Genomic DNA, 21,105 nt, shown 5'->3' on the forward strand with positions numbered 1-21,105 from the left:
GCGTGGCAGACCTGGGGCCCGCCCCTGGAAGCGGCGGGCCATGAACGCCGGTGGCCCTTGAACGCCTGCGATCCGGCGCATGCAAACCTGGCGTCATGGATACGTTCGAGCGCCGTCTCGACGGCGGGTGGGAGTGGTGGTCCGCCGCCGTCGAGGAGTCGCAGGAGGGACGCTGGGTCCGTGATGCCGTGGAGCGGCAGGTGATGAGGGACATCCTGAGCGCCACCGATCCCCTGCACGGTGGACGGATGGCGCCGTTCACCGAGGACTCGGCTCGTGTGCGGGTCGGGCGGATCGCGAACTGGGCAGGGGTTCTGCGACTCGCCGCCCGGGCGGGCGGCTGGGTGCTCCAACCGGTGACCGGCCGCCGCCCGCCGCACCCGGCGGGTATGGCCGAGCTGCTGTCCGGTGTCTACGCGGTCGCCGAGCAGGGGGAGCTCTGGATGAAGCAGCTCCTGGTGGGCGAACAGCCACCGATGAACGAGCTCGCCAAGGCCGAGAGCTTTCTGACCGGGCCGGGAACCGTCGAGGACCTGGAGCTGTTCTTCTACGACTGATGGTGGCCGGCGGGACGGCCCGTGGTTGCCCGGCCCGCCTCGCGACCGGCTACGCGCGGCTCCGGGTCAATCGTGGTCGAACTCGATACGGACGTAGGACATCGCGCCGTCGCCCTCGTCCTCGCCCCCGTTCCCGTCCTCGTCGTCCTGCTCCTCGTCGCCTTCCCAGCCGGTCGCCGGGTCGCCGGGGCGCCGCACCCGCAACGCACGGTAGGAGTAGCCGTCCAGATCGGCCTCCTCCCAGGTGAAGTGCACGGCCTCGCCCGGTTGCAGGGTCGCGAACGCGCCCGGGTCCGTGGTGTGCACGGCCGAGAAGTGCGCCCAGACCTCGCCCGGTAGTTCGGGGGAGGCCAGCACGCCCCAGCCGGACTCGTCGTCCCACCACCGGACGGTGCCGTGAACCGGATGATTGCTGATTTCTCCCCCTGCAGAGACAGGCGCCGGTGAACGTTCTGGATGCTCATCGTCAGCATGGACTGGCGAGAGCGTCAATGTGCCGGTGCATCCGTCTCCGCCGGCGCCAGGTTTGTAACCCCCCGGTGCATCGGCCCCCGGCGCGTCAGGCCCCGTTCCTGTGGGCGCCCTCCAGCAGGGCCAGTTCGTCCTCGGACAGGCGCAGTGCGCCGGCGGCGACGTTCGCCAGGAGGTGTTCCGGGTCGCCGGTGCCGGGGATGGCCAGCACGTGGGGCCCGCGGTGCAGCGTCCACGCCAGCCGGACCTGTGCCGCGCTCGCCCCGTGCGTCCGGGCCACGGCCGTCACCTCGTCCCCGTCGGCGGCGGTACCCGCACCCGCCTCGCCCCTGGCACCGGCGATCGCGTAGAACGGCACGAACGCGATCCCCTGCTCCCCGCAGGCGCGTACGAACTCGTCCTGCTCGGGCCGCAGGCCGATGCCGTACGGGTTCTGTACGCAGACCACCGGGGCGATCGTGCGCGCCTCGGCGAGCTGCTGGGGGGTGATGTTGGAGACGCCGAGGTGGCGGATGAGTCCGGCGTCGCGCAGCTCGGCCAGTGCGCCGAAGCGCTCGGCTATCGAGTCCTTGCCGACGATGCGCAGATTCACCACGTCGAGGTGGTCGCGGCCCAGTTGGCGCAGGTTCTCCTCGACCTGACCGCGCAGCAGGCCGGGGGTGGCGTGGGGCAGCCACTCGCCCGACGGGTCCCGGCCGGGCCCGACCTTGGTGGTGATCACCAGATCGTCGGGGTACGGCGCCAGCGCCCGGTTGATCAGCTCGTTCGCGGAGCGCAGCGGCGAGAAGTAGAAGGCGGCGGTGTCGATGTGGTTCACGCCGAGGTCCACCGCGCGGCGCAGCACGTCGATGGCCTGGCCGCGGTCCCTGGCGACGGCGTCGGCCGAAAGCGCCGCCCCGGTCTGCGGCAGCCGCATCGCGCCGAAGCCGATCCGGTTGACCGGCAGGTCGCCGAGGGTCCAGGTGCCTGAAGCGGCAGCGGTGATCGTGTGTGAGGTCATGCCGGAATGATCTCCGCGACGGCGGCGGGCGACCAATGATTCAGGTATGAATGAATCCAGGCAGGGGGTGCGGGTGATGGAGCTGGCGTTCTCGGCTAGTGACCTGGCGCGGATGAGGTTCGCCGTCTCGCCGATGTGGGAGGTTGGGACGAGTTTCAAGCTGCTGGCCTCCGGTGTCGCCGACCCCGTGCACCGGCGCTGGACGGAGCAGGTGCGGCCGCGGGCAACGGCCGCCGGGCTGGATCGGGGTTGGCTCGCCGAGCTGATTCCGCTCTCGGGCTACGTGCCCGACTTCCTCAACCCGGAGCCTGCCGGGCGGGCACCCACGCTCGCCGAGGAGCTGGCGGGAATCCTGGCCGCGCCGGCGGACCGGGTGCGTCAGGATCTCGACCGTCTTGAGCGTGAACAGGGCCGCCTGGGGCCGAAGTCGAGGTCGCTGTACGCCGATCCGCAGGCCCGTCTGGTGCGGGTGGCCGAGGAGGTCGAGACGTACTGGGAACTCGCGCTCGCCCCGTACTGGGCGCGGATCAGCTCGGTACTCGACGCCGACATCTTCCACCGGTCCCGGCAGGTCGCCGAGCAGGGCACCGAAGGGCTCTTCAACGACCTTCATCCGGCGGTGAGCTGGGATGACAACGCGCTGCGTCTCGCCCGTCGGGCGGGTGCTCCGTCGCGGAAGGTGGTGGGCGCGGGACTGCTGCTGATTCCCTCGGCCTTCACCGGGCCGTCCCCGCTCATCCGGGTGACGCCCCCGGAGCCTCCGCAACTGGCGTACCCGGCGCGGGGTATCGGCGCACTGTGGGGGACCAGGCCCGTCACCCGTACCGATGCCGTCGCCGCCGTGCTGGGGCGCTCCCGCACCCGGCTGCTCACCGAGCTGGAGGCTCCGGCGTCCACGACCGAACTGGCCCGCCGTACGGGTCTGTCAGCGGCCGGTGTCTCGCAGAACCTCACCGCGCTGCGGGACGCGGGCCTGGTCAGCGCGCACCGGGCCGGCCGTTCGGTGCTCTACGCCCGCACGACGACCGCCGAATCCCTGCTCGCCGCCGCGGCCCCGTGACCGCAGGGGCGGCGATCCGGACACCGGGCCGGATCGGTCAGGCGGCGCGCGGCAGCGCGAGCCAGTCCTGCCAGCTGATGTCGCGCCCCAGGTACCGGGGCTGCCCGAAGGGCCAGTCGGCGGCGATCCACTGCGGCACCAGCGCGTCGAGGGCACGTTCCGCCTCGCTGTCGACGAGGTCGTCCACCACCCACCACGCGATCTCGCCGTCGGAGCCGGTGCGCTCGGGCGGATCGATGTAGACGCAGCCGAGGATCGCGGTCTCCGCCTCGTCCAGCAGCGCGTAGTTGAACGACTGGTGCGCGGCTATCTCCCGCTCGTGCCGCAGCAGGTCGACCCGGTCCTCCTCATGTGTCATCGTCTCACTGGGCCAGGCCCAGGCCGGCCCGAAGATCTCCCACAGCCGGTCCCGGGAGCCCATCACGGCGGGGTAATCGAGCGAGGTGTCCGCCTCCCGGATCGGCCGCAGGTGGAGCGCGGTGCCGGGTACGGGTACGGAGACGGGGTGGACGAAATCGTCAGGGAGCCAACTCATGGGGCCGAGGCTACAAGTGACCCGGCGGACAGCCCCCGGTTCCGCATGGCGGGCGACGATCTCAGACGGTCGTGGGGAACACGAACCGCACCCCCGTGGCCCGCTCCGAGAGCTCCCACAGCCCTCGGCCGGTCGCGGCGTCGGCCGCCCCGGCGGACAGCTCCACCCGCGTGAGTCCGCCGCGCAGCTCGCCCATGCCGTCCGGCCCTCGCGCAGCTCGCCCATGCCGTCCCGTTTCATGAACTCGCCGCCCTCCACACCCGGTGCCGTGGCCGCGTACAGCTGCGGCAGCGCGCCCCGGTCGGGGGTCTGGGCGAATCTGCCGATGCTCGACGAGAGGTGCGCCATGGATACCGAGTCACGTGCCGAGTTGGACTCCGCCGTGGTCCTCATCACCGGGGTGATGGCCGCCGGCAAGTCCACGGTGGCCCAGCTGCTGGCCGAACGGCTGCCCCGGGCGGCTCACGTACGCGGTGACGCGTTTCGCCGGATGGTGGTCGCGGGCCGCGAGGAGCTGCTGCCGGAGGCGACCGCCGAGGCCGCCGCCCAACTGGACCTGCGGTACCGCCTGTCCGCGATGGTGGCCGACGAATACGCGCGCAGCGGCTGGACGGCGGTCGTGCAGGACATCGTCCTGGGGCCGGATCTGACCGAGTACGTCGCCAGGGTGCTCACGCGCCCGCTGTACGTCGTCGTCCTGGCACCCTCACCCGAATCGGTCCGGAGCAGGGAGGCCCGGCGGCCGAAGGACGGATACGGCATCTGGACGGTCGAGGCCCTCGACCGCGCCCTTCGCGAGGAGACGCCACGCGTGGGGCTCTGGCTGGACACGTCGCGGCAGACCCCGCAGGAGACGGTCACAGCGATCCTCGACCGGCTCCCCGAAGCTCGGGTGTCGGCCGGCTGAGCTGCGGGAAGCCGGCCGGTCCGCCCGCAAGGCAGGGGCCGGCACGCGTCCCGTCACGCACGGCTGCGCGCCGCGTCGCCCTCGTGCTCGGCCGTACGTTCGCGGCGCGGGAGGAGCAGCGGCGTGGCCAGCATGAGGACGCCCGCGATCACGATCGCGGCGCGGGGGCTGGTGAGCCCGCCCAGCAGGCCCCACAGCGCGGTCATTGCCGCGATGGTCGCCTTGCTGGTGACCGACCAGGCGGACAGGGTGCGCGCGACGCGTTCCGGATCGGTCTGTTCCAGCCGGTAGGCGGCGAACACCGGGGTGAAGACGCCCATGCACGTGATCAGCCCGAGCTCCACGGCCATGACGAGCACCAGCCCCGCCGGGCCCGGGCGGACGAAGGCCAGCCCGAGCAGCCAGCACGCCCGAAGGGTCCCGGTGGTGAGCATCACCCTGTGCCGGCCGAACCGGGTGACCAGGCCACCGGCCAGCCGCGAGCCGATCAGGCCGCCCACGCACGGCACCGCGAAGGCGAGGCCGTACTGCCAGGGTGAGAACCCGAGATGGTTCAGCATGAGGACGGCGAGCAGTGGTGCGATCGCCATGATCAGGCCACTGACCAGAACGGTGTTGAAGAAGAGCGGCCGCAGCGCCGGGCTGGCCAGGATCGACCGCCACCCGTCGAGCAGGTCCCCGGCCCGGAGCCGGGTCCGCGCGTCGGCCCGCACGGGGAGTGACTCCGTACCGCCGATCGCGCGGATTCCCGCGGCCGAGAGCAGATAGCTGACCGCGTCGGCCACCACCGTCGTCACCGGGCCGAACAGCCCGATCGCGGCTCCCCCCAGCGGCGGTCCGAGCATGGTGGCGGTCCAGCTCGTGGACTCGAACCTGCCGTTGGCGACGACGAGGTCCTCGGGGCGTACGAGCGACTTCAGGTTCGCGCCGGCGGCGGCGCCGAAGGTGATGTCGGCCGCCGCGACGATCACCGACACGGCCAGCAGCTGGACGAAACCGAGCAGGCCGAGCGCGTACGCGAGAGGGATGGTCATCAGCGCCGCGAACCGGACCAGGTCCATCGCGACCATCACCGGCCGCTTGCGGCGGAAGTCCACCCACGGGCCGAGCGGCACCGCGACCGCCGCCCCCACCGCCAGCCCGGCGGCAGCCAGGACCGACACCTCCGTCGGGCCGGCGTGCAGCACGAGGATCGCGATGAGGGGGAAGGCGTCGAACGCGATCCGGGTGCCGAACGCGCTGACCGAGTAGGAGGCCCAGAGCCAGCCGAAAGGGCGTCCCAGCGACCGTCTCGCTCCCATGCAGGGCACACCCTTCGCAGCCGCATCTGTACAACCTGACGTTGATCAGGGATATCAAAGCCAGCACAAGGGGTGCGAATCAAACAACTGGACCGCTTGGTAGCAACAACCATTGGTTGTGGCATGAGGGCTCAGGGGTGGTGAGGGCGCCAGGTAGCCGGGGCGGATCCCGATGCCGTGCGCCCGGTCGGCAGGCCGTTGCGAGCGTATCGCGACGCCGGGACGGGACCGTCGCGACGCCGGGACGGGACCGCCTGGGTGCGGTGGGGTGCGGTGCGGTGTGGTGCGATGCGGTCGTCCGGTGATCTCGCCAGGCTTGCCCGGACCTGCCGGGCGGGGCGTGCGTGCCCCGCCGGTCAGTCCAGATCGGACATGTCGAGCACGAAGCGGTAGTGGGCCTCGTTGCGACGGAGGCGGTCGAAGGCCTCGTTCACCCGCGCCGAGGGGAGCACCTCGACATCGGCGGTGATGCCGTGCGCGGCGCAGAACTCCAGCATCGCGGCGGTCGCGGGCCTGCCGCCGCTGCCTGCCGAGCTGAGCTTCTTACGGCCGACGAGCAGGTCCATGGTCTCCACCGTGACGGGGCCCAGGTGCCCGAGGTGGCTGAGCGTGCCGTCCATGGCCACCAGACCCAGGTAGGGGCCGAGGGGGTGCGGGGCGGAGATGGTGTCGATGACGACGTCGAACCGGTCGCGGGCCCCGGCCATCTGCTCCGGGTCGCCGGACACGACAAAGCCCTGCGCGCCCAGCCGCCGCGCGTCGTCGGCCTTGTCCGCGGAGCGGCTCAGAACAGTGGTCTCGGCGCCCAGCGCCACGGCGAACTTGACCGCGAGGTGGCCCAGCCCACCCAGTCCCGCCACGGCCACCCGGGTCCCCGGGCTCACGCCGAGAGCGCGCAGGGGTTCCCAGACGGTGATCCCCGCGCAGAGGAGCGGCGCGGCGGCGGCCGGGTCCAGGCCCGCGGGCAGCGGATAGGCGAACCGGTCGCGTACGACGTACTCGCGGGAGAAGGCGCCCAGGGTGGCCGACCCGTCCTGCCGGTCGGTGCCGCCGTAGGTCAGGGTCGGGAAGGCGTGGCAGAAGTTCTCCTGGCCGGCCAGACACATGGCGCACTCGCCGCAGGAGTCGACGATGTTGCCCACCGCCACCGGGTCACCGACGGCGAAGCGGGTGATCCCGTCCCCGTCGCGGTCACCACGCCGGTGAACTCATGGCCCGGAACCAACGGCGGGTCCGCGGCACCGTCCCGGCTTTCGACCGCGTGCAGATCGGTGTGGCAGACGCCGCAGTAGTCCACGCGGACCGCGAGGTCGTCCGCGCGCAGTTCGCGCCGTTCCAGCCGGGCCCGCCGCAAGCCGTGCGCGGTCCCTTCCGCCTGCCATCCCACGGTGGTCCTCATGTCGACTCCCTACAGACAGACTGTTCGGTCTATTGCAGAGTAGGCGCCGACGGGACGCCAGGCAAACCAACTGTTCTGTTTGGTAGGGTGGCGGCATGATCGAGCAGCCCCTGACCCCGCGTGGAGCGGCGACGTACCGGCGCATGATCGAGGTGGCGACCCAGGAGTTCGCGGAGCACGGGATCGCCGGAGCCCGCATCGAACGGATCGTGGCTGGAGCCCGCTCCAACAAGGCGCAGCTCTACAGCTACTTCGGCAGCAAGGAAGGGCTCTTCGACGCCATCTTCTTCGGCTCCCTGGAGCGGATCGTCAACGTCGCACCGATCGACGCCACCGACCTCGCCGACTGGGCCGTGCGGCTCTACGACGAGTACCTCCGTCGCCCGGACCTCATCAGGCTGGCGACGTGGGCGCGCCTGGAGCGACGCCCGGCCGGTCACCTGGTGGACGACCCCGACCGCCTCGACGACGGCAAGCTGCGCGCCATCGGCGAGGCGCAGGCCGCCGGCTTGGTCCGCGAGGGCGACCCCTTCGGCCTGATGGCCATGGTGATCGCCATGTCCATGGCCTGGTCGCCGGTCAGCAACGTCTACGCCGCAACCGCCGACGAGCCCGAAGAGCTGCACGACCGGCGCCGCGCCCTGCTCCGCGAGAGCGTGCGTCGTGCCATGACGGCCGGCTGACGCGCCGGTTCGGGCAATCGGAGAGCGGCCCGGCGGCCGGACCGGGCGGCGGCGCCGGGCGGCCGGACGGAGCGGTGGGGCCGGGCGGTCGGACGGAGTAGCCGTACCGGGCGGCCGGATCAACGCAGTTGAGGAGTTGCTCCTCCGTCACGCGGAAGCCGTGATTCCCGTTGCGCGGCTCGTCGGTCTGCTTGATCATGACCGCCGAGGACCGTCGGTCCATGGCGGTCGACCGATGGACGAAAGGCCCTTCGTGCGCAAGCTCGTGTACTTCATCGCCTCCACCCTCGACGGCTTCATCGCAGGCCCGGACGGCGCCGACCCCAGCGGGCCGGACGGCTTCTGGCCGATTCCGGAGGACTACGTCGGGCACCTGATCGCCGAGTATCCGGAGACCCTGCCGGGCCCGGCCCGTACCGCGCTCTCCATCACGGCGGAGGGCACCCGCTTCGACACCGTCCTCGAAGGACGGCGGTCCTACGAGATCGGCCTCAAGGCCGGCCTCACCGACGCCTACCCGCACCTGAGGCACATCGTCTTCTCCCGCACGCTCGGCGAGAGCCCGGACCCCGCGGTGGAAGTCGTAGCCGCCGACCCGGTGGCGCGGGTCAAGGAGCTGAAGGATGAGGAGGGCAAGGACATCTGGCTGGTCGGCGGCGCCGAGCTGGCGGCCTCGCTCTACTCCGAGATCGACAGGCTGGTCATCAAGCAGAGCCCGCTGACCATCGGCGCCGGCATACCGCTCTTCTCCCGCAAGGCCACGTTCGACCCGCAGAGCTGGACACTCACGGACCACACGGTCCTCGGCAGCGGGGTGGTGTTCCTTACGTACGACCGCGCCGCCAACGACTAGAGCGCCGAAGCCGAGCAGCGTGCCGGCGCCGGCTGGGGCGGTGGGACCCTTCAGGTGAGCCCGTCGAGGAACCCCGAGATCAGGGCGTGCAGCGCGTCCGGACGTTCCAGGTGCACATCGTGGCCGGTCCCCGGAATGCTGACGGCAGTGGCGGCGGGGCGCCGACGCAGCATGTCGTCGGCCTCCTGTGCGGGAACGAAGCCGGACTGACCCAGGACGACCAGGGTCGGACACGTGACCGCGCGCCAATCGTCCCAGTAGGGGCGCCTGGCGCACTCGGCCACCGAGCCGACCATCACGTCCCGGTCGAAGCGCGGCCACCAGCCGCCGTCGCGCTCCTCCAGCCCGGCCGCCCACCCCTCACCGACCGGTCCGCCGCCGTGGAACCGGACGGCAGCCTCGCGCGAGGTGAACGGCACCGGCCAGGTGTCGAGCCCAATGCCGATCTTCTGCGCGCTGTTCGGGTCCCACTTGGCCGGCCCGGCCTCGACGAGCACCAGCGCGCGCACTCGCTCGGGGTGGTCGGCGGCAGTGAGCATCGCGGTGTGGCCGCCCATGGACTGGCCGACGAGGACGGGGCGCCGCAGCTCCAGCTGGTCGGCGACGGCGATGACGTCGGAGACGTAGGCGGCGCGGGAGACGTCCTGCGGATGACGTTCGCCGGCTCCGTGCCCGCGTTGGTCGACCGCGACGATCCGAAGGCGGGGGCTCAGCAGCCGGGCCACCGCATCCCATTCCCCGGCGTGCCCCGCCAGGCCGTGCAGCAGGATCACGGGCTGCCCCGGCCCGCCCCAGTCCCGGCAGACAAGCCGGACACCGTCTCGCACCACTACGCACTCGGACCAGGCCATGCGGAACCCCAGCTCTCATGATCTGCCGCAGGCCCAGATCATGCCGTACGAGCCGCTGCGAGGCACCGCAGTATTCGCCGCGCGAACCGCGAACCGCGAACCGCCGGGCGCCATCTGTGCACTTACGCATGCGAGTGGTCCCGCATCCGTGCGCTCACGTACGCCTGCACGCGCACCGACCGGCGAGAGGCGATGGCCCCTGCCGGCCGGCGTTGAGACGCTGCGTCAGACGGACGTGTCAGACCGAACTCTCCGCTCCGACGTCTCAGGCCCGACGTCTCAGGCCGCGGCGCAGCCGGCGCCGCTGAGCGTGAACGCGGTCGGCACCGCGTTCGTACCGCTCCGGGCGGCGGTGAAGCCGACGGTGACCGAGCCCTTGGCGGCGATCGTGGAGGTGTACGAGGCGGGGGTGACGCTCACCGTGCCGCCGGTCTGCGCGGGGATTCCGCCCCACATGTTGGTGACGGTCTGGCCGTTGGCGAAGCCGAAGCCCAGGGTCCAGCCATCGATGGCCGTGGTGCCGGTGTTGCGGATGGTGATCTCCCCCTGGAAGCCGCCCGGCCACTCACCGACGACGCGGTAGCCGACGGAGCAGCCCACGCCCGGCGTGGTTCCGCCCTCGTCCGTGGTGACGGCCACCGTGGCCGAGCGTGCCGAACGGTTCCCGGCCGCGTCGCGCGCGTAGACCGCGAAGGTGTACGCGGTCTTGGCACTGAGGCCGGTCACCGCGACGGAGTTCGTGGCGGTGGCGGCGACCGAGGTCTCCGACTGCCCACTGACACGTACGACGTCGTAACCTGCGACGGCAACGTTGTCGGTGGCGGCACTCCAGCTCAGGGTGGCGGAGGTGTCCGTCACGGCGGAGGCGGTGGGGGCGCCGGGGGCGGTCGGGGCCTCGGTGTCCTCGACGGCGCCGCCGAAGACGGTGGCCTCGCGTGACGTCTGGGCGATGCCGTTCGCCCCGTGGAAGATGCGCTCGCCCCAGGAGCTGAGCCGGGTGGGGTCGAAGTCGATCGTCAGGTCGAGGATCGGGTCGGTGTTGCCGCTCCAGGACCAGGCGATGTAGCCGAGCTTCAGCTGCTCGGCGGTGGCCATCATGGTGTCCTCGTCGGGGTCGCCGTACTGGTCGGCGGGGCCACCGAACTCACCTATGACCAGCGGGAGTCCGGCATCGACGAAGGCGTGCAGGTAGTCGGTGACCTTCCCGGCGGTGTTGTAGACGCTGTACATGTGGATCGAGAAGATCAGGTTGCCGGTGGTGTCGGCGTCGTAGACCGCCTGCGCGTTGTCGCGCATGACGCCCTGCCAGTCCTGCCCCCAGTTGGGCGCGTCCACCATGATCGTGTGCGCGAGTCCGGCGGCACGCAGCTTCTTGATCGCCGCGGTCGTGGGGGCGGTCCAGCCGGCGGGGTCGGTGTTGCCCCAGGGCTCGTTGCCGATGTTGATGACGACGTAGCCCTCCTGGCCGGCGAGCACGTCCTTCAGGCTGATCCAGTACTCGGCGGCGTGATCCAGCGTGCCGGCCGCGGAGTCCTCGCCGTATCCGGTGGTGTCGTGCACCTCCAGTACGCAGATGAGCCGGTTGGCCTTGCACTGGGCGATGACGGCGGCCACGTCCTCCGGGCTGTTCCTGCTCCAGCGGTAGCCGTCGGAGAGGACGACGCGGACGGTGTTGGCGCCGGTCGTCTTGATGTCGGCCAGTGACTGGGTCTCGCCGGGGTACCAGGCGTGGGCGTGGTTGACCCCGCGCATGACGAAGTCGTCGCCGTTGCCTTCGAGCAGGCGGCCGTTGCTGATGTGGAGGCCGGTGGCGGCGGGGGAGGCGGCCTGTGCCGGGGCGAGGCCGCCGAGGGCGAGGAGCCCGAGGAGGGTGGTCAGTACGGTCAGGAGGACGGCGACGGGACTCTTGCCTGCTGTGCTTCTCGCTGTGCTTCTCGCTGTGCTTCTTGCTGTTCTCACTGCGGCTCCAGGAGGTGGACGAATCAAGAAACTGAGCATCGACAGACGTTCCATGGCTTCATGGGAGCGCTCCCATTCTGCGCGCTCCCATGAAGCCACTCAGTCAGGAGCACGTCAAGAGATCGGACGGGGTGGGGAGCGCGGCGGGGTGGACTGCACGCCGCGAACAGGGCTATGTGTGCAGTGAGTTGGGCGGGTTGCGCCACGAACAGGCCGTGTCTGCCGGGGTTTCGCGGGCCGACTGCTGCCTCACCGGGGCGGCGGCCCCGCCCGCACCCGCGAGCGGCTGGCCGAGGCGCTGCCGGCGATGGAGCTGACCCTCTCCACGGACGAACTCGCCGAGATCGAGAAGGCGGTGCCGCCGGGCGCGGCACGCGGCGACCGCTACCCGTCCGCCTTCATGTCGGGCCTCGGCGTGGGCAACTGAGCCCCGCTCTCGCGGGATGGCTCCCCGCACGGGCGCCTTCGCTCGCTCTCAGACGTCGCTCGCTCTCAGACGTCGGTGCCGGCCCCGTCCCACCCTCCGGAGAGTTCCGCTATGAGGGCCGGGTCCCGCATCCCCGGCAGGGCGTACCCCTCCGCCGCGTCCCACGGGATGTCGAGGTCATCCATGTGCACGTGCCACTCGGCTCCTGGCAGCGCGCGCCGCAATGCGGTCACGGAGTCCAGCACATGGGTCATCACCGTCAGCAGCTGATCGGGAGCGAGCGGCAGCTTCGTGGACCCGTCGAGGATCTCGTCGGGCTCCCGGTCAGCCGGCGGATACAGATACAGGCTCTCCTGGTCGTCGTACGGGAAGGACGCCAGGTGGGCGGCGACGATGCGCTCGACCGACGCGGCCTCGGCCTCGGTCACCGGCGTCGCGCGCCGGGCGCCGTAGTAGAGAGAAACGCTCATGGCGTGAGCGTACGAGGAGGGTGTGACAACGCCCGTCGGACATCGCAGCGCCAGGGCCGGCCGTCCACCAGCCCGGACTGGTCCGTCCACGAGTCCGGAGAGGGCCGCTCATGAGCCTGGAGTAGGCCGTCCACGAACCTTAAGAGGGCCGTCCACGAGCCTGGAGAAGACAGCCCACATGGCACCGCCGACTGGCTGCCCACGTGAAAGCGGGCGGCGTGAGCGGGCCCGTGCGCCGTTCGCGCCGACGGGCTACTCGCCCTCGTCCGTGACCGCGTCCCAGACCGGCAAGGAGACTCCGGCCCCGGTCGTGACCTCCAGAACCCGGCATCCCATGAGCCGCACGGTAGCGAAGAGACTCCGCCGGACCTGCTCCGTGTCTTCGGGCGGGAAGCCGATCCGGATCTGGTGTGGGCGGGACGCGTCGTAGGTGAGCAGCCAGTCGGTGTCGACGGTCGCGAAATGGTCCTGTCCCATCTCGTTGTGCTCCGACCGCCAAGAGCCCCGGTCCGCGGTGGGTGCCAGCGCCGCGCGGAGGAGCCGAAGGCGCTCGGAGTGGGGCAGGGAACCCTCGGACAGCCGGAGACACCGGTGGATGCGCGGACGGAACGCGCTGAACCACGGCCCCAGGTCCGGCTCCATGTCTCCGAGAAGGCCGGAGCTGACGCGTCCACCGGACCAGCCCTCGACGAACTCGGCCGCGCCCATCCGATGCGTCTCGTACCGGCCCTCGCTGCTCCACACCACGACGGGCCATTCCCCGGGCGTTCCGTCCGTGAGCCAGCACAGCCGGTCGGCGTCGATGGTGGTGCCCCAGATCAGCAGAGCGCCCGGCTCGGGGCGCAGCGGATACGGGTAGCGCTCCCTGTCCCGCTCAGGCGATCCCGTCAGCTGTCCGCGCTGCCACTCCACGCCGTTGTACTCGCTCGCGCCGAACGGCGTACGAAGGTGGAGGAAGTCGCAGAACTCACCCCATCCATACGTGCTGACCAGCCACTTGTAGTCACTGGGCAGCCGGGTGCCGATCGCGGACTCGGCCGCGGTCCAGTCCCCGCAGGCGTCGATGGGCACGGCGGGTGGCGTGACGAGTCGCGCCAGGCTGCTCCACCCGGTCACATCGGGTCACCCACTACGCATGCCAGGCCGAGGCTGCCGCGGCAGCTCCCGCGGACATCGCCGCCCGCGAGCGAACTCGCGCCCGCACCGCACACCGCCGAACGCATCCGCGCTGCCTCGTCGCCCCGCTCCCGGCGCCGGTCGTACGGGATCCGCCAAGGCAGGGAAACGTACGCAGTCTTGAAGTCCCCATGGGCCATGCGGGCAGGGTAGGCGTCATCCGCGCCGGAATCGACCAGGTTACGAGCCGTGAAGCAGGCGTTCCGAACGGCCGAGACGGCCGCGCGCCATGCTCGGCCGGTCACGTCTGTGGATTTCCGGAGGAGACCGTCCCATGCCTGTACTCGATCGGTAACAGACCTACAGGGCAAGTTTGTTGAGGGTGGTTCCTGGTGCACACTCTGCTCGAAATCGAGAGCCGGAGGCTGCCGCACACGGCCGCGTACGGCTGACCACGGGGGAACACCATGAACACTCCTGCCTGCAAGAACCACAAGAGCCCAGAGGCTGGAAGTCCTACGCCCTCGGCGCTGCGGCGGTCGCCGCGCTGCTCGCGTCCACGGCATGCGAGCCGAGCGCGGCCGACAACTCGGACGACTCCAAGCCCTCGGCCGTGCCGAGCGCAACGAGCTCGGCGAAGTCGAGTGAGACCCCGTCGCCGAATCCGGCCGGCACTTCTGCCGCCACCGGCGGCAACAGCGACAGCGCAGACAAGAGCACCATCGCGGCCTGCACCCAGGCCGACCTCGGGGTCTCCGCCACGAAGGAGCCCGCGGACAGCAAGGAGGCCCGGCACCTCCTCATCACCGTCCAGAATGCCGGCGACAAGAAGTGCAACCTCTACCACTACCCCCACGTAAGACTCGGCGCCGACGCCAGGACCACGGTGCCCGTGATCAAGGAAAGCGACTCCGACCCGGGGAAGCCCGTCACCATAGCCCCGGGCGAGGAGGCCCACGCCGCGCTGCTCGTCAGCGGCGGCGCCAGGGACGAGTACGAGGCGAAGAGCATCACCCTCCGCCTCCAGGGCAGCAAACCCGGCAGCGACGCGAGCAAACCGATCGACGTCCCGATGCCCGTAAACACGCTGTACGCGGACGACGGCCAGCTCGTCACCTACTGGACGACTGCGTCCGGCATGGCCCTGGACTTCATCATGTCGAAGTGACGGACCTGGACCGGGGGAGCCGCGCCCGGTCCGCAGGGGGGCTCCAACGTCACCCCCGACCGGGGCACATCCTCGACGGGTAGACGGCTGTGGAGTACCGGCAGAGCTGTTCGACTTCCTGCCTGCTGATCAGGACCTGCAGCTGTCGTCCGCGGGGTGGAGGGAAGCTACGAAATCTGCCCAAGCCCTGCCGCACAAAGCGATGTACGGTCCCGCGGGCTGTTTCGAGTCCCTGACGCCGACAGACGTGCCGAGGCCGGCAACTTCTACACACTCCGTGCCGCTGCCACCGCTGTACGACGACTTGAACCATCGGGCGTCTTCGTGACCCATCACAGCTCCTCGCAGACTTGGATCAGGAGCGCTGCGGACGACTGGAGATCCAGCGCCTGCGCGCGCAGGTACTCGAACGCCAACTTATAGCGTTCGAGTTCCTGCGGCTTCTCCATGAACAGGCCGCCGCCGATGATGTCCACATACACGACGTCGAGTTCGGGCACGGATCCGCCCAAGACGACGAAGCTGCCCACGGCCGCTGCGTGCGCGCCCGCCGCGAACGGGAGGATCTGCACGGTGATGTTGGGCCGGGTCGAGATGTCGACCAGGTGTTTCAGCTGCTCCTGCATGACGGACCGCCCTCCGACCATCCGTCGAATGACTGCCTCATCAATCACTGCCCAGAGGTGTGGAGGCTCATCCCTAGTGAGAAGTTCCTGACGCTTCATTCGGATGTCGACCATGTGGTTGATCTCTTGGTCGGCGCATCTCATCTCTGAGGCGCGGTGGACTGCCTCGGCGTACCGCCGAGTTTGAAGCAGGCCCGGAACGTACATGCACGCGTAGTGATCCTCACTCACCACCTCGTCCTCGAGGGTGAGCATGAGATTCATGGATTCTGGGATCGGATCGGCGAGGGAGCGCCACCAGCCTTGAATCCGGGCGCCCTTGGCGAGCTCGACAAGGGACTCTCTCTCCTGTTCCGAGGCACCGTACTGGCGGCACAGAGCGTCGACGGCAGGCCACTTGACTGCGCCTTCCTTCGTCTCGTACCGACTCAACGTGGCTTTGGAAATACCAACCCGAGCGCCGGCCTCCTCCAAGGTGAGGCCCGTGGCGTCGCGGAGACGGCGTAGATCGGCTCCGAGCTGACGCCTGCGGGTGGTCGGTCCAACTGGCATGTCTTGGGCCCTTCGAGTCGGTCTCCGAGAGGGTGCGCGGTGTCGAGTCTCGCAGGTAAGACGGCGCACAACGGGGGCGCGCGTTGACTTGCGTGCTTCCCGTGAGTTGCTGTGAGAGTTCCATATTGAGAGTTTCACTGTCACGCTATGGGGGGGGATACGTTGGGTGACCGTCTGGATGAGGGAGGGGTGAGCGTGATGAGCGGGTGTCGCTTTGGCGTCGAGAGGAAGAGGTGGGAGCTTCCGTTCCTTGCGGAGGCGGAGGAGCTTGCCGGCCTACGTCGAGTGATGCGCCTTCACCTTGGGCTTTGGGGGCTCCCCTCGGTAGTCCACTCGGCTCAGGTTTGTGTAACTGAGCTCGTCAGTAACGTCATCAAGCATGTAGGTGCGGGCACGCCTACTTGTCTGGCGGTGAGCATGAAGGGGAGCCTTCTGCGTATCGAAGTGAGTGACTCCGATGGGCGGACGTTGCCGACGCTCGTCAAAACGGCTGGCCTGACGGAGCAAGGCCGTGGCATGGCGCTGGTGGACGGAGTCGCTGTTCGTTGGGGGGTCATCCTTCGCGGAGATTCCAAAATCACCTGGTGCGAACTCGCCACGGATCTGCAGACGGCCGACGGTCATGTGGGCGGTACGCAGGTAGCGAAGGTTGAGGCACTTCTCGGCCTGTGTGGGCTCAAGGTGAGGGCGGGGTCGCCGCCCCGCGAACCGTTGAGTGTCATGGAAGCAGCCGAAGCTGCGACGGGGCTGGTTGCTGACCTTCTCCACTGGTTGAGGGCGCACGGCTTCGACACGGACGAGGCACTCGACCGTGCGCACCTCCATTTCGAAGCCGGGGTGGAAGCCGAGGACGTCACTTCGTCGTAGCTGCCTCGCGCGCCCACGGTCTTGCCGAGGTGGCTGCTTTGGGGCACCTTCCGTTGAGAACGAGCCATGATCGGTCGGAGGCGTTGATCGGAGCCAGGGAATCGGCAGCATGTTCGCATGTCGCCCTCGAAGCCCATTTATTTTGGCCCGCCTCCTAGCGTGCGAGAGGGGCAGCAGTTTCGCACGCACGATGCCCTCTATGCCGCTGATGTGCACAGGTTCCGAGGTCGAGGTATCTCTGGCACGGCGCACGAGGGCGTCGACTCCATCGTCGCCAGTGGTGGCTATGCCGACGACGAGGATCTGGGCGACGTCATTGTCTATACGGCACAGGGTGGGAGTCCTGACAAGGATGGACGACTCACGGCGAATCAGGAGCTATCCGGGGTAAATCAAGGGATGTTGATCAACTATCGGGAGGGGCTGCCCATCCGATATGTGCGCGGTCTGGGAATCAAGAGAGGTAAGGCCACGGGGGGTTACACGTACCGCGGTCTCTATCTCATCGAGGGGTACTGGAGTGTGCGGACTGATCGTGGGCATCTCATGTGGCAGTTTCGCTTGGCTAAGGCGGTGGCCGGCGAGCGTTGGGATTCCGACGCCGAGGGCATCGCTGTTGTGGAGGAAGTGCTGACACCGTTGGAGCGGGTGGCTGCCAGGTACGTGAGTACCCAGCGGCGTGTGCGTAACACCGCGGAGGCGCGCGCTATAAAGTCTCTCTACGGCAACACCTGTCAGATGTGTCGCATCCCTGTAGTGGTAGACATTAACGGCGCCAGGTATAGCGAGGGTGCCCACATACATGCGCTCGGTAGGCCGCATGGTGGTCGTGACATGCGAAGTAATATTCTTTGTCTTTGCCCGAATTGTCACGTGCTATTTGATAATGGCGCACGTCTTATTACAGACGACTTCAAGGTTGTGGATGCTCTTAGTCGGGAGGTTCTTGGCGACCTCTATGTGGAACCTGAACACAGAATCGACCGGGCGTCTATACGTCAACACCGCACTCGGTGGGCGGATCGATCTGACGATATTTAGGTGAAGGGTTAGATCGCGGCGATCGCCGAGTACGTCAACACGTCCGCAGGCACCTCGTGGCGGAGCGTCCAGGTGATTCCCATGGGCTTGCTGCCCTTGTGCGTGACGTACTCGGCGGGCCCCAGCAGCATCCATGGCTGTGGACCGCCGATGTCTGTCTTCTTGTAGCGTCGGACGAAGAGGAGCACGTGAGTGCCGTTCTCCTTGTGGGTCTGGTAACGGATACCCGTCGGGGACGTCTCCGACGTCTGGTTCTGAGATTCCCAGTGAAACCGGGACTCGTTCAAGGCGTAGTCCTTGTAACGCGTCTCCGGGGAGAAGTCTTTCTCGTCCTTTTCTAGAGTGATGAGAAGGGCATCCGTCCGGATGTTCTCGCACCATTTCACGCCTTCTCGGAAGTGTCCGGGCATGAAGCCGCCCACGGTGGACTGGCCCAGCGCGGGGAGGATTTCTTCGCGGCTGTACGAGGCATGAACTGCCAGGGGCAGACCGGCGTGCGCACCGAGCAGCGGGATGGGCAGGTGGTCCGCCAGGCTGAGGGCGTGGGCCAGGACCTGGCGAAGCTCGTCTCGGAACGCGTGCTGGGCGTGCAGGGCCTCGAAGCCCTCTTGGTAGCTCGTAAAGTCGCCGCCCAACGGCCACAGGGAGAAGAAGAACATGCGGGCGTACGCCTGTTCCTGAGCCGTCAACTGGTCGTATGTGAGGGCATCGTCGATGAGTAGCTTGGTGTATGCCGAGACGCGTCCAGGGTCATCTACGTGGAGGAAAGCCGACACTCGCTTGAGGAGTGCTTCCTCGCCATCGGGTGCGGTCGTGTTGAGGAGCTTCGCTCGGCGTAGAAGGCCCGTCCAGGAGTTCCCGTTGCTGCGGTAGAGCTCTTTGAGCTCTCGACCGCTCTCCTTGAGATAGTCCGCAAGCCGTAGCTCCGCGTAGCTCGCTACCTCGCGGGCCAGCTGGGTGACGTTGACCCCGATCTGGCTGCGGATGTTGTCGATGATCAACGCCCTGGCTTTGGGCTCAAGGATGATCTGGCAACCGGAGGGAAGTTGCGGGAAGTCGTGCTCAATGTTTGTCAGCAGACGGTTCCGCGTGAGGTTGGTCAGGGCGCGGAACTGCTCCTCGAAGCGGAATTCCTTGCGGTGCTGGCCGATGAAGTCGAGGACCGTGAGCACGGCCTTGTCCTCCGTGCGGCGGAGGCCGCGCCCCAGCTGCTGAAGGAAGACTGTGGCGCTTGAGGTCGGCCGGAGGAGGAGCAGCGTGTCGACATCTGGGATGTCGAGCCCTTCATTGAACAGGTCTACGGAGAAGATGACTTGGAGTGCACCGGCGCGAAGCTCGTCAAGTGCCGATTTGCGCTCGTAAGGCTTGGATTCACCGGACAGTGCCACGGCGTTGAGGCCTGCGCGTCGGAAGAAGTCGGCCATGAACTGGGCATGTGCCACTGAGACACAGAAGCCTAGGGCGCGCATCGCCCCCGGGTCTGTGACCTTGTCCTTCACCGCCTTGACGACCAACCTGGCCCGGGCGTCGTTCCCCGTGAAGAGGTTGCTGAGGGCCCCTGTGTCGTACGTTCCCCGCTTCCAGGTGACGGCGCTCAGGTCAGTGTTGTCGGTGATTCCGAAGTAGTGGAACGGACTCAGGAGCTCATTCTCCAGTGCTTCCCAGAGTCGCATCTCTGCTGCGATGCGGCCGTCGAAGTACTGGTCTTGGACGTTTTGCCCGTCCATCCGCTCGGGGGTGGCAGTGAGACCCAGCAGCTCTCGCGGAGTGAAGTGATCGACGATCCGTCTATAGGTCGGTGACGTTCCGTGATGGAACTCATCGATCACGATGACGTCGAAGTGGTCTGGGGCGAGACGCTCCAAAGCACGTGCGTTGAGGGACTGAACGCTCGCGAAGATGTGGTCCCAGTTGTCGGGGACTTCGCCGCCGTAGAAGAGCTCACCGAAGTTCGCATCGACCAGCACGTTCTGGTAGACGCGCAGAGATTGCTCCAGGATCTCCTTGCGATGGGCCACGAAGAGCAGACGGGGGTCTCGTCCTAGCTTCTGTCGCAGGTGCTTGTAGTCCAGGGCTGCCATCACGGTCTTGCCTGTACCGGTGGCGGCGACGAGCAGATTGCGGTTCCAGCCGTGGACGGTGCGCTCGACTTCAAGACGTTCCAGCATGTCGCGCTGGTGGGGGTACGGGCGGACCTCCAGCCCGGACAGTGTGATGATATTGCGCCCCTGCGGGCCGGAGGCACCGCCGGCGTGGGAGAGGGCTTCGTCCAGTCGCTGTGCGTCGCTATCGGGGTCGTACGTCTCAAAGGAGCGCTCGCTCCAGTAGGCGTCGAAGGTTGCCTCGAACTTGCGAAGGACTGAGGGAGTCGCAATGGACGACAGCCGTACGTTCCATTCGAGGCCATCGAGGAGTGCTGCCTTCGACAGGTTGGAACTACCGACGTACGCAGTGTCGAAGCCGCTCCCGCGGCGGAAGAGCCATGCCTTGGCGTGCAGGCGAGTCGAGCGGAGCTCGTAATTGACCTTTACTTCAGCGCCGAACTCGCGAACCAATCGGTCCAGGGCGCGACGCTCTGTGGCACCGATGTACGTCGTCGTGAGGACCCTGATGGGAACGCCGCGATCGCGAGCCGATGTCAATGATTGTTCGAGTACGCGCAGACCGTGCCATTTCACGAAGGCGCACAGCAGGTCTACGCGGTCTGCCGTGGCCAGTTCAGCGCGTAGCTCGAAGCCCAAGCTTGGGTCTTCGGGGGAGTTGGTGATGAGCGCGGTCTCGGAGAGTGGGGTGGCGGGACGGATGGCATAGACACCAGGCGCCTCATGTTCCGCAACGGCGAGAAGCTGTCGCGGGCCATCGACGACCAAGTCCACCCACTCAGTCGCACCTTCAAGGGTATTGAGGGATTCCAGGATGTGGTTTGCGGCAAGTACTTGCTCTGCAGGCGTCAGTCCTTGAAGCACTCGACGCACGACGCTCGCAATGTGACGGGACAAAACATGAGGCGTGGACTCGCCTCCCACGACTTCATCGATGGCGCGCCAGCCCGCAGCGTTGAGCTGCTTCATACGCTCTTCGAGCCGACGGGTGATCAGAGTTTCATACAGCCCGGCAACGGGTGCGGCGTCTTCTTGAAGTTCCCTGGGCATGGCGTAGTCCCCCTCATCGCACTACCGATGCACGCAGTTGTATCAAGGGAAGCTGACAATGTCGGCGGGTTGAGTGTCCTCGATCACGCCGCTCCATGCCGCCGGACCGC

The 21,105-nt window shown here is 68.3% G+C and carries 21 protein-coding genes and 2 pseudogenes; 9 read left to right on the forward strand and 14 right to left on the reverse strand.

What is annotated here, in order from left to right:
- The first annotated feature begins 95 nt into the window (after positions 1-95).
- On the forward strand, positions 96-557 hold the full coding sequence (locus LNW71_RS20565) for a hypothetical protein (RefSeq protein WP_250969572.1): 462 nt from the start codon (positions 96-98) through the stop codon (positions 555-557).
- A 66-nt stretch (positions 558-623) separates the two neighbouring features.
- On the opposite strand, the gene LNW71_RS20570 is transcribed toward LNW71_RS20565, so the two are convergent.
- Both LNW71_RS20570 and LNW71_RS20575 read right to left on the reverse strand, forming a co-directional pair.
- Positions 624-1,049, reverse strand: coding sequence for a cold-shock protein (locus tag LNW71_RS20570; protein WP_285802167.1), 426 nt, complete (start codon positions 1,047-1,049; stop codon positions 624-626).
- Positions 1,050-1,116: 67 nt separating this feature from the next.
- Positions 1,117-2,028, reverse strand: a complete 912-nt coding sequence (locus tag LNW71_RS20575; RefSeq protein ID WP_250969574.1) for an oxidoreductase — start codon at positions 2,026-2,028, stop codon at positions 1,117-1,119.
- Positions 2,029-2,074: 46 nt separating this feature from the next.
- Here LNW71_RS20575 and LNW71_RS20580 point away from each other — a divergent pair, with 46 nt between their 5' ends.
- Positions 2,075-3,088 (forward strand): DUF5937 family protein, encoded by a 1,014-nt coding sequence (locus LNW71_RS20580; RefSeq protein WP_250969575.1) that lies wholly within the window; start codon positions 2,075-2,077, stop codon positions 3,086-3,088.
- Between the two features lie 37 nt (positions 3,089-3,125).
- On the opposite strand, the gene LNW71_RS20585 is transcribed toward LNW71_RS20580, so the two are convergent.
- The gene (locus LNW71_RS20585; RefSeq protein ID WP_250969576.1) at positions 3,126-3,623 is read right to left on the reverse strand and encodes an N-acetyltransferase; all 498 of its coding nucleotides are present in this window, start codon (positions 3,621-3,623) and stop codon (positions 3,126-3,128) included.
- A 61-nt stretch (positions 3,624-3,684) separates the two neighbouring features.
- Positions 3,685-3,819 (reverse strand): hypothetical protein, encoded by a 135-nt coding sequence (locus LNW71_RS36995; RefSeq protein ID WP_374119433.1) that lies wholly within the window; start codon positions 3,817-3,819, stop codon positions 3,685-3,687.
- Positions 3,820-3,969: 150 nt separating this feature from the next.
- Here LNW71_RS36995 and LNW71_RS20595 point away from each other — a divergent pair, with 150 nt between their 5' ends.
- On the forward strand, positions 3,970-4,530 hold the full coding sequence (locus LNW71_RS20595) for an AAA family ATPase (RefSeq protein WP_250969577.1): 561 nt from the start codon (positions 3,970-3,972) through the stop codon (positions 4,528-4,530).
- A gap of 53 nt (positions 4,531-4,583) precedes the next feature.
- On the opposite strand, the gene LNW71_RS20600 is transcribed toward LNW71_RS20595, so the two are convergent.
- A complete protein-coding gene (locus LNW71_RS20600; protein ID WP_250969578.1) occupies positions 4,584-5,831 on the reverse strand; it encodes an MFS transporter in 1,248 nt (415 codons plus the stop codon).
- A gap of 356 nt (positions 5,832-6,187) precedes the next feature.
- Positions 6,188-7,230: pseudogene (locus LNW71_RS20605) on the reverse strand (NAD(P)-dependent alcohol dehydrogenase).
- Positions 7,231-7,325: 95 nt separating this feature from the next.
- Between LNW71_RS20605 and LNW71_RS20610 the strand changes: the two are divergent.
- Positions 7,326-7,913, forward strand: coding sequence for a TetR family transcriptional regulator (locus LNW71_RS20610; RefSeq protein WP_250969579.1), 588 nt, complete (start codon positions 7,326-7,328; stop codon positions 7,911-7,913).
- A gap of 253 nt (positions 7,914-8,166) precedes the next feature.
- The gene (locus tag LNW71_RS20615; protein WP_250972078.1) at positions 8,167-8,766 is read left to right on the forward strand and encodes a dihydrofolate reductase family protein; all 600 of its coding nucleotides are present in this window, start codon (positions 8,167-8,169) and stop codon (positions 8,764-8,766) included.
- A gap of 50 nt (positions 8,767-8,816) precedes the next feature.
- Here LNW71_RS20615 and LNW71_RS20620 read toward each other — a convergent pair whose 3' ends face one another.
- Together LNW71_RS20620 and LNW71_RS20625 are read right to left on the reverse strand one after the other, a co-directional pair.
- Positions 8,817-9,617 (reverse strand): alpha/beta fold hydrolase, encoded by an 801-nt coding sequence (locus LNW71_RS20620; protein ID WP_250969580.1) that lies wholly within the window; start codon positions 9,615-9,617, stop codon positions 8,817-8,819.
- Positions 9,618-9,896: 279 nt separating this feature from the next.
- The gene (locus tag LNW71_RS20625; RefSeq protein ID WP_374119434.1) at positions 9,897-11,576 is read right to left on the reverse strand and encodes a cellulase family glycosylhydrolase; all 1,680 of its coding nucleotides are present in this window, start codon (positions 11,574-11,576) and stop codon (positions 9,897-9,899) included.
- A 268-nt stretch (positions 11,577-11,844) separates the two neighbouring features.
- Here LNW71_RS20625 and LNW71_RS20630 point away from each other — a divergent pair.
- Positions 11,845-12,003: pseudogene (locus LNW71_RS20630) on the forward strand (aldo/keto reductase); the annotation flags it as partial.
- A gap of 65 nt (positions 12,004-12,068) precedes the next feature.
- Here LNW71_RS20630 and LNW71_RS20635 read toward each other — a convergent pair.
- The 3 genes from LNW71_RS20635 to LNW71_RS20645 form a co-directional block, all read right to left on the reverse strand.
- Positions 12,069-12,473 carry a hypothetical protein gene (locus LNW71_RS20635; protein ID WP_250969581.1) on the reverse strand — a complete coding sequence of 135 codons (405 nt, stop codon included), beginning with the start codon at positions 12,471-12,473 and terminating at the stop codon, positions 12,069-12,071.
- Positions 12,474-12,725: 252 nt separating this feature from the next.
- Positions 12,726-13,544, reverse strand: a complete 819-nt coding sequence (locus LNW71_RS20640) for an SMI1/KNR4 family protein (RefSeq protein WP_250969582.1) — start codon at positions 13,542-13,544, stop codon at positions 12,726-12,728.
- Positions 13,545-13,585: 41 nt separating this feature from the next.
- The gene (locus LNW71_RS20645; protein ID WP_250969583.1) at positions 13,586-13,789 is read right to left on the reverse strand and encodes a hypothetical protein; all 204 of its coding nucleotides are present in this window, start codon (positions 13,787-13,789) and stop codon (positions 13,586-13,588) included.
- Between the two features lie 413 nt (positions 13,790-14,202).
- On the opposite strand from LNW71_RS20645, the gene LNW71_RS20650 reads away from it, so the two are divergent.
- Positions 14,203-14,757, forward strand: a complete 555-nt coding sequence (locus LNW71_RS20650; RefSeq protein ID WP_250969584.1) for a DUF4232 domain-containing protein — start codon at positions 14,203-14,205, stop codon at positions 14,755-14,757.
- 129 nt (positions 14,758-14,886) lie between these two features.
- Here the strand turns inward: LNW71_RS20650 and LNW71_RS20655 are convergent, their stop codons facing one another.
- Positions 14,887-15,090 carry a DUF397 domain-containing protein gene (locus LNW71_RS20655; RefSeq protein WP_250969585.1) on the reverse strand — a complete coding sequence of 68 codons (204 nt, stop codon included), beginning with the start codon at positions 15,088-15,090 and terminating at the stop codon, positions 14,887-14,889.
- Positions 15,090-15,935 (reverse strand): helix-turn-helix transcriptional regulator, encoded by an 846-nt coding sequence (locus LNW71_RS20660; protein ID WP_250969586.1) that lies wholly within the window; start codon positions 15,933-15,935, stop codon positions 15,090-15,092. The genes LNW71_RS20655 and LNW71_RS20660 overlap by 1 nt, the downstream gene beginning before the upstream one ends.
- A gap of 411 nt (positions 15,936-16,346) precedes the next feature.
- On the opposite strand from LNW71_RS20660, the gene LNW71_RS20665 reads away from it, so the two are divergent.
- Both LNW71_RS20665 and LNW71_RS20670 read left to right on the forward strand, forming a co-directional pair.
- On the forward strand, positions 16,347-16,802 hold the full coding sequence (locus LNW71_RS20665) for a hypothetical protein (protein WP_308294507.1): 456 nt from the start codon (positions 16,347-16,349) through the stop codon (positions 16,800-16,802).
- A 117-nt stretch (positions 16,803-16,919) separates the two neighbouring features.
- Positions 16,920-17,843, forward strand: coding sequence for a YDG/SRA domain-containing protein (locus LNW71_RS20670; RefSeq protein WP_250969587.1), 924 nt, complete (start codon positions 16,920-16,922; stop codon positions 17,841-17,843).
- An 8-nt stretch (positions 17,844-17,851) separates the two neighbouring features.
- Here LNW71_RS20670 and LNW71_RS20675 read toward each other — a convergent pair whose 3' ends face one another.
- Complete coding sequence (locus LNW71_RS20675) at positions 17,852-20,995, reverse strand: DEAD/DEAH box helicase (RefSeq protein WP_250969588.1); 3,144 nt, start codon at positions 20,993-20,995, stop codon at positions 17,852-17,854.
- Positions 20,996-21,105: the final 110 nt, after the last annotated feature.

The organism is Streptomyces sp. RKAG290 (assembly GCF_023701695.1).
GTDB lineage: Bacteria > Actinomycetota > Actinomycetes > Streptomycetales > Streptomycetaceae > Streptomyces.

Bases quoted from the DNA above. Each gene is read 5' to 3' on its own strand.
- LNW71_RS20565 (WP_250969572.1), top strand. From the start codon at position 96: ATGGATACGTTCGAGCGCCGTCTCGACGGCGGGTGGGAGTGGTGGTCC.
- LNW71_RS20575 (WP_250969574.1), bottom strand. From the start codon at position 2,028: ATGACCTCACACACGATCACCGCTGCCGCTTCAGGCACCTGGACCCTC.
- LNW71_RS20580 (WP_250969575.1), top strand. From the start codon at position 2,075: ATGAATGAATCCAGGCAGGGGGTGCGGGTGATGGAGCTGGCGTTCTCG.
- LNW71_RS20585 (WP_250969576.1), bottom strand. From the start codon at position 3,623: ATGAGTTGGCTCCCTGACGATTTCGTCCACCCCGTCTCCGTACCCGTA.
- LNW71_RS36995 (WP_374119433.1), bottom strand. From the start codon at position 3,819: ATGGGCGAGCTGCGCGGCGGACTCACGCGGGTGGAGCTGTCCGCCGGG.
- LNW71_RS20595 (WP_250969577.1), top strand. From the start codon at position 3,970: ATGGATACCGAGTCACGTGCCGAGTTGGACTCCGCCGTGGTCCTCATC.
- LNW71_RS20600 (WP_250969578.1), bottom strand. From the start codon at position 5,831: ATGGGAGCGAGACGGTCGCTGGGACGCCCTTTCGGCTGGCTCTGGGCC.
- LNW71_RS20610 (WP_250969579.1), top strand. From the start codon at position 7,326: ATGATCGAGCAGCCCCTGACCCCGCGTGGAGCGGCGACGTACCGGCGC.
- LNW71_RS20620 (WP_250969580.1), bottom strand. From the start codon at position 9,617: ATGGCCTGGTCCGAGTGCGTAGTGGTGCGAGACGGTGTCCGGCTTGTC.
- LNW71_RS20635 (WP_250969581.1), bottom strand. From the start codon at position 12,473: ATGAGCGTTTCTCTCTACTACGGCGCCCGGCGCGCGACGCCGGTGACC.
- LNW71_RS20645 (WP_250969583.1), bottom strand. From the start codon at position 13,789: ATGGCCCATGGGGACTTCAAGACTGCGTACGTTTCCCTGCCTTGGCGG.
- LNW71_RS20655 (WP_250969585.1), bottom strand. From the start codon at position 15,090: ATGGGTCACGAAGACGCCCGATGGTTCAAGTCGTCGTACAGCGGTGGC.
- LNW71_RS20660 (WP_250969586.1), bottom strand. From the start codon at position 15,935: ATGCCAGTTGGACCGACCACCCGCAGGCGTCAGCTCGGAGCCGATCTA.
- LNW71_RS20670 (WP_250969587.1), top strand. From the start codon at position 16,920: ATGTCGCCCTCGAAGCCCATTTATTTTGGCCCGCCTCCTAGCGTGCGA.
- LNW71_RS20675 (WP_250969588.1), bottom strand. From the start codon at position 20,995: ATGCCCAGGGAACTTCAAGAAGACGCCGCACCCGTTGCCGGGCTGTAT.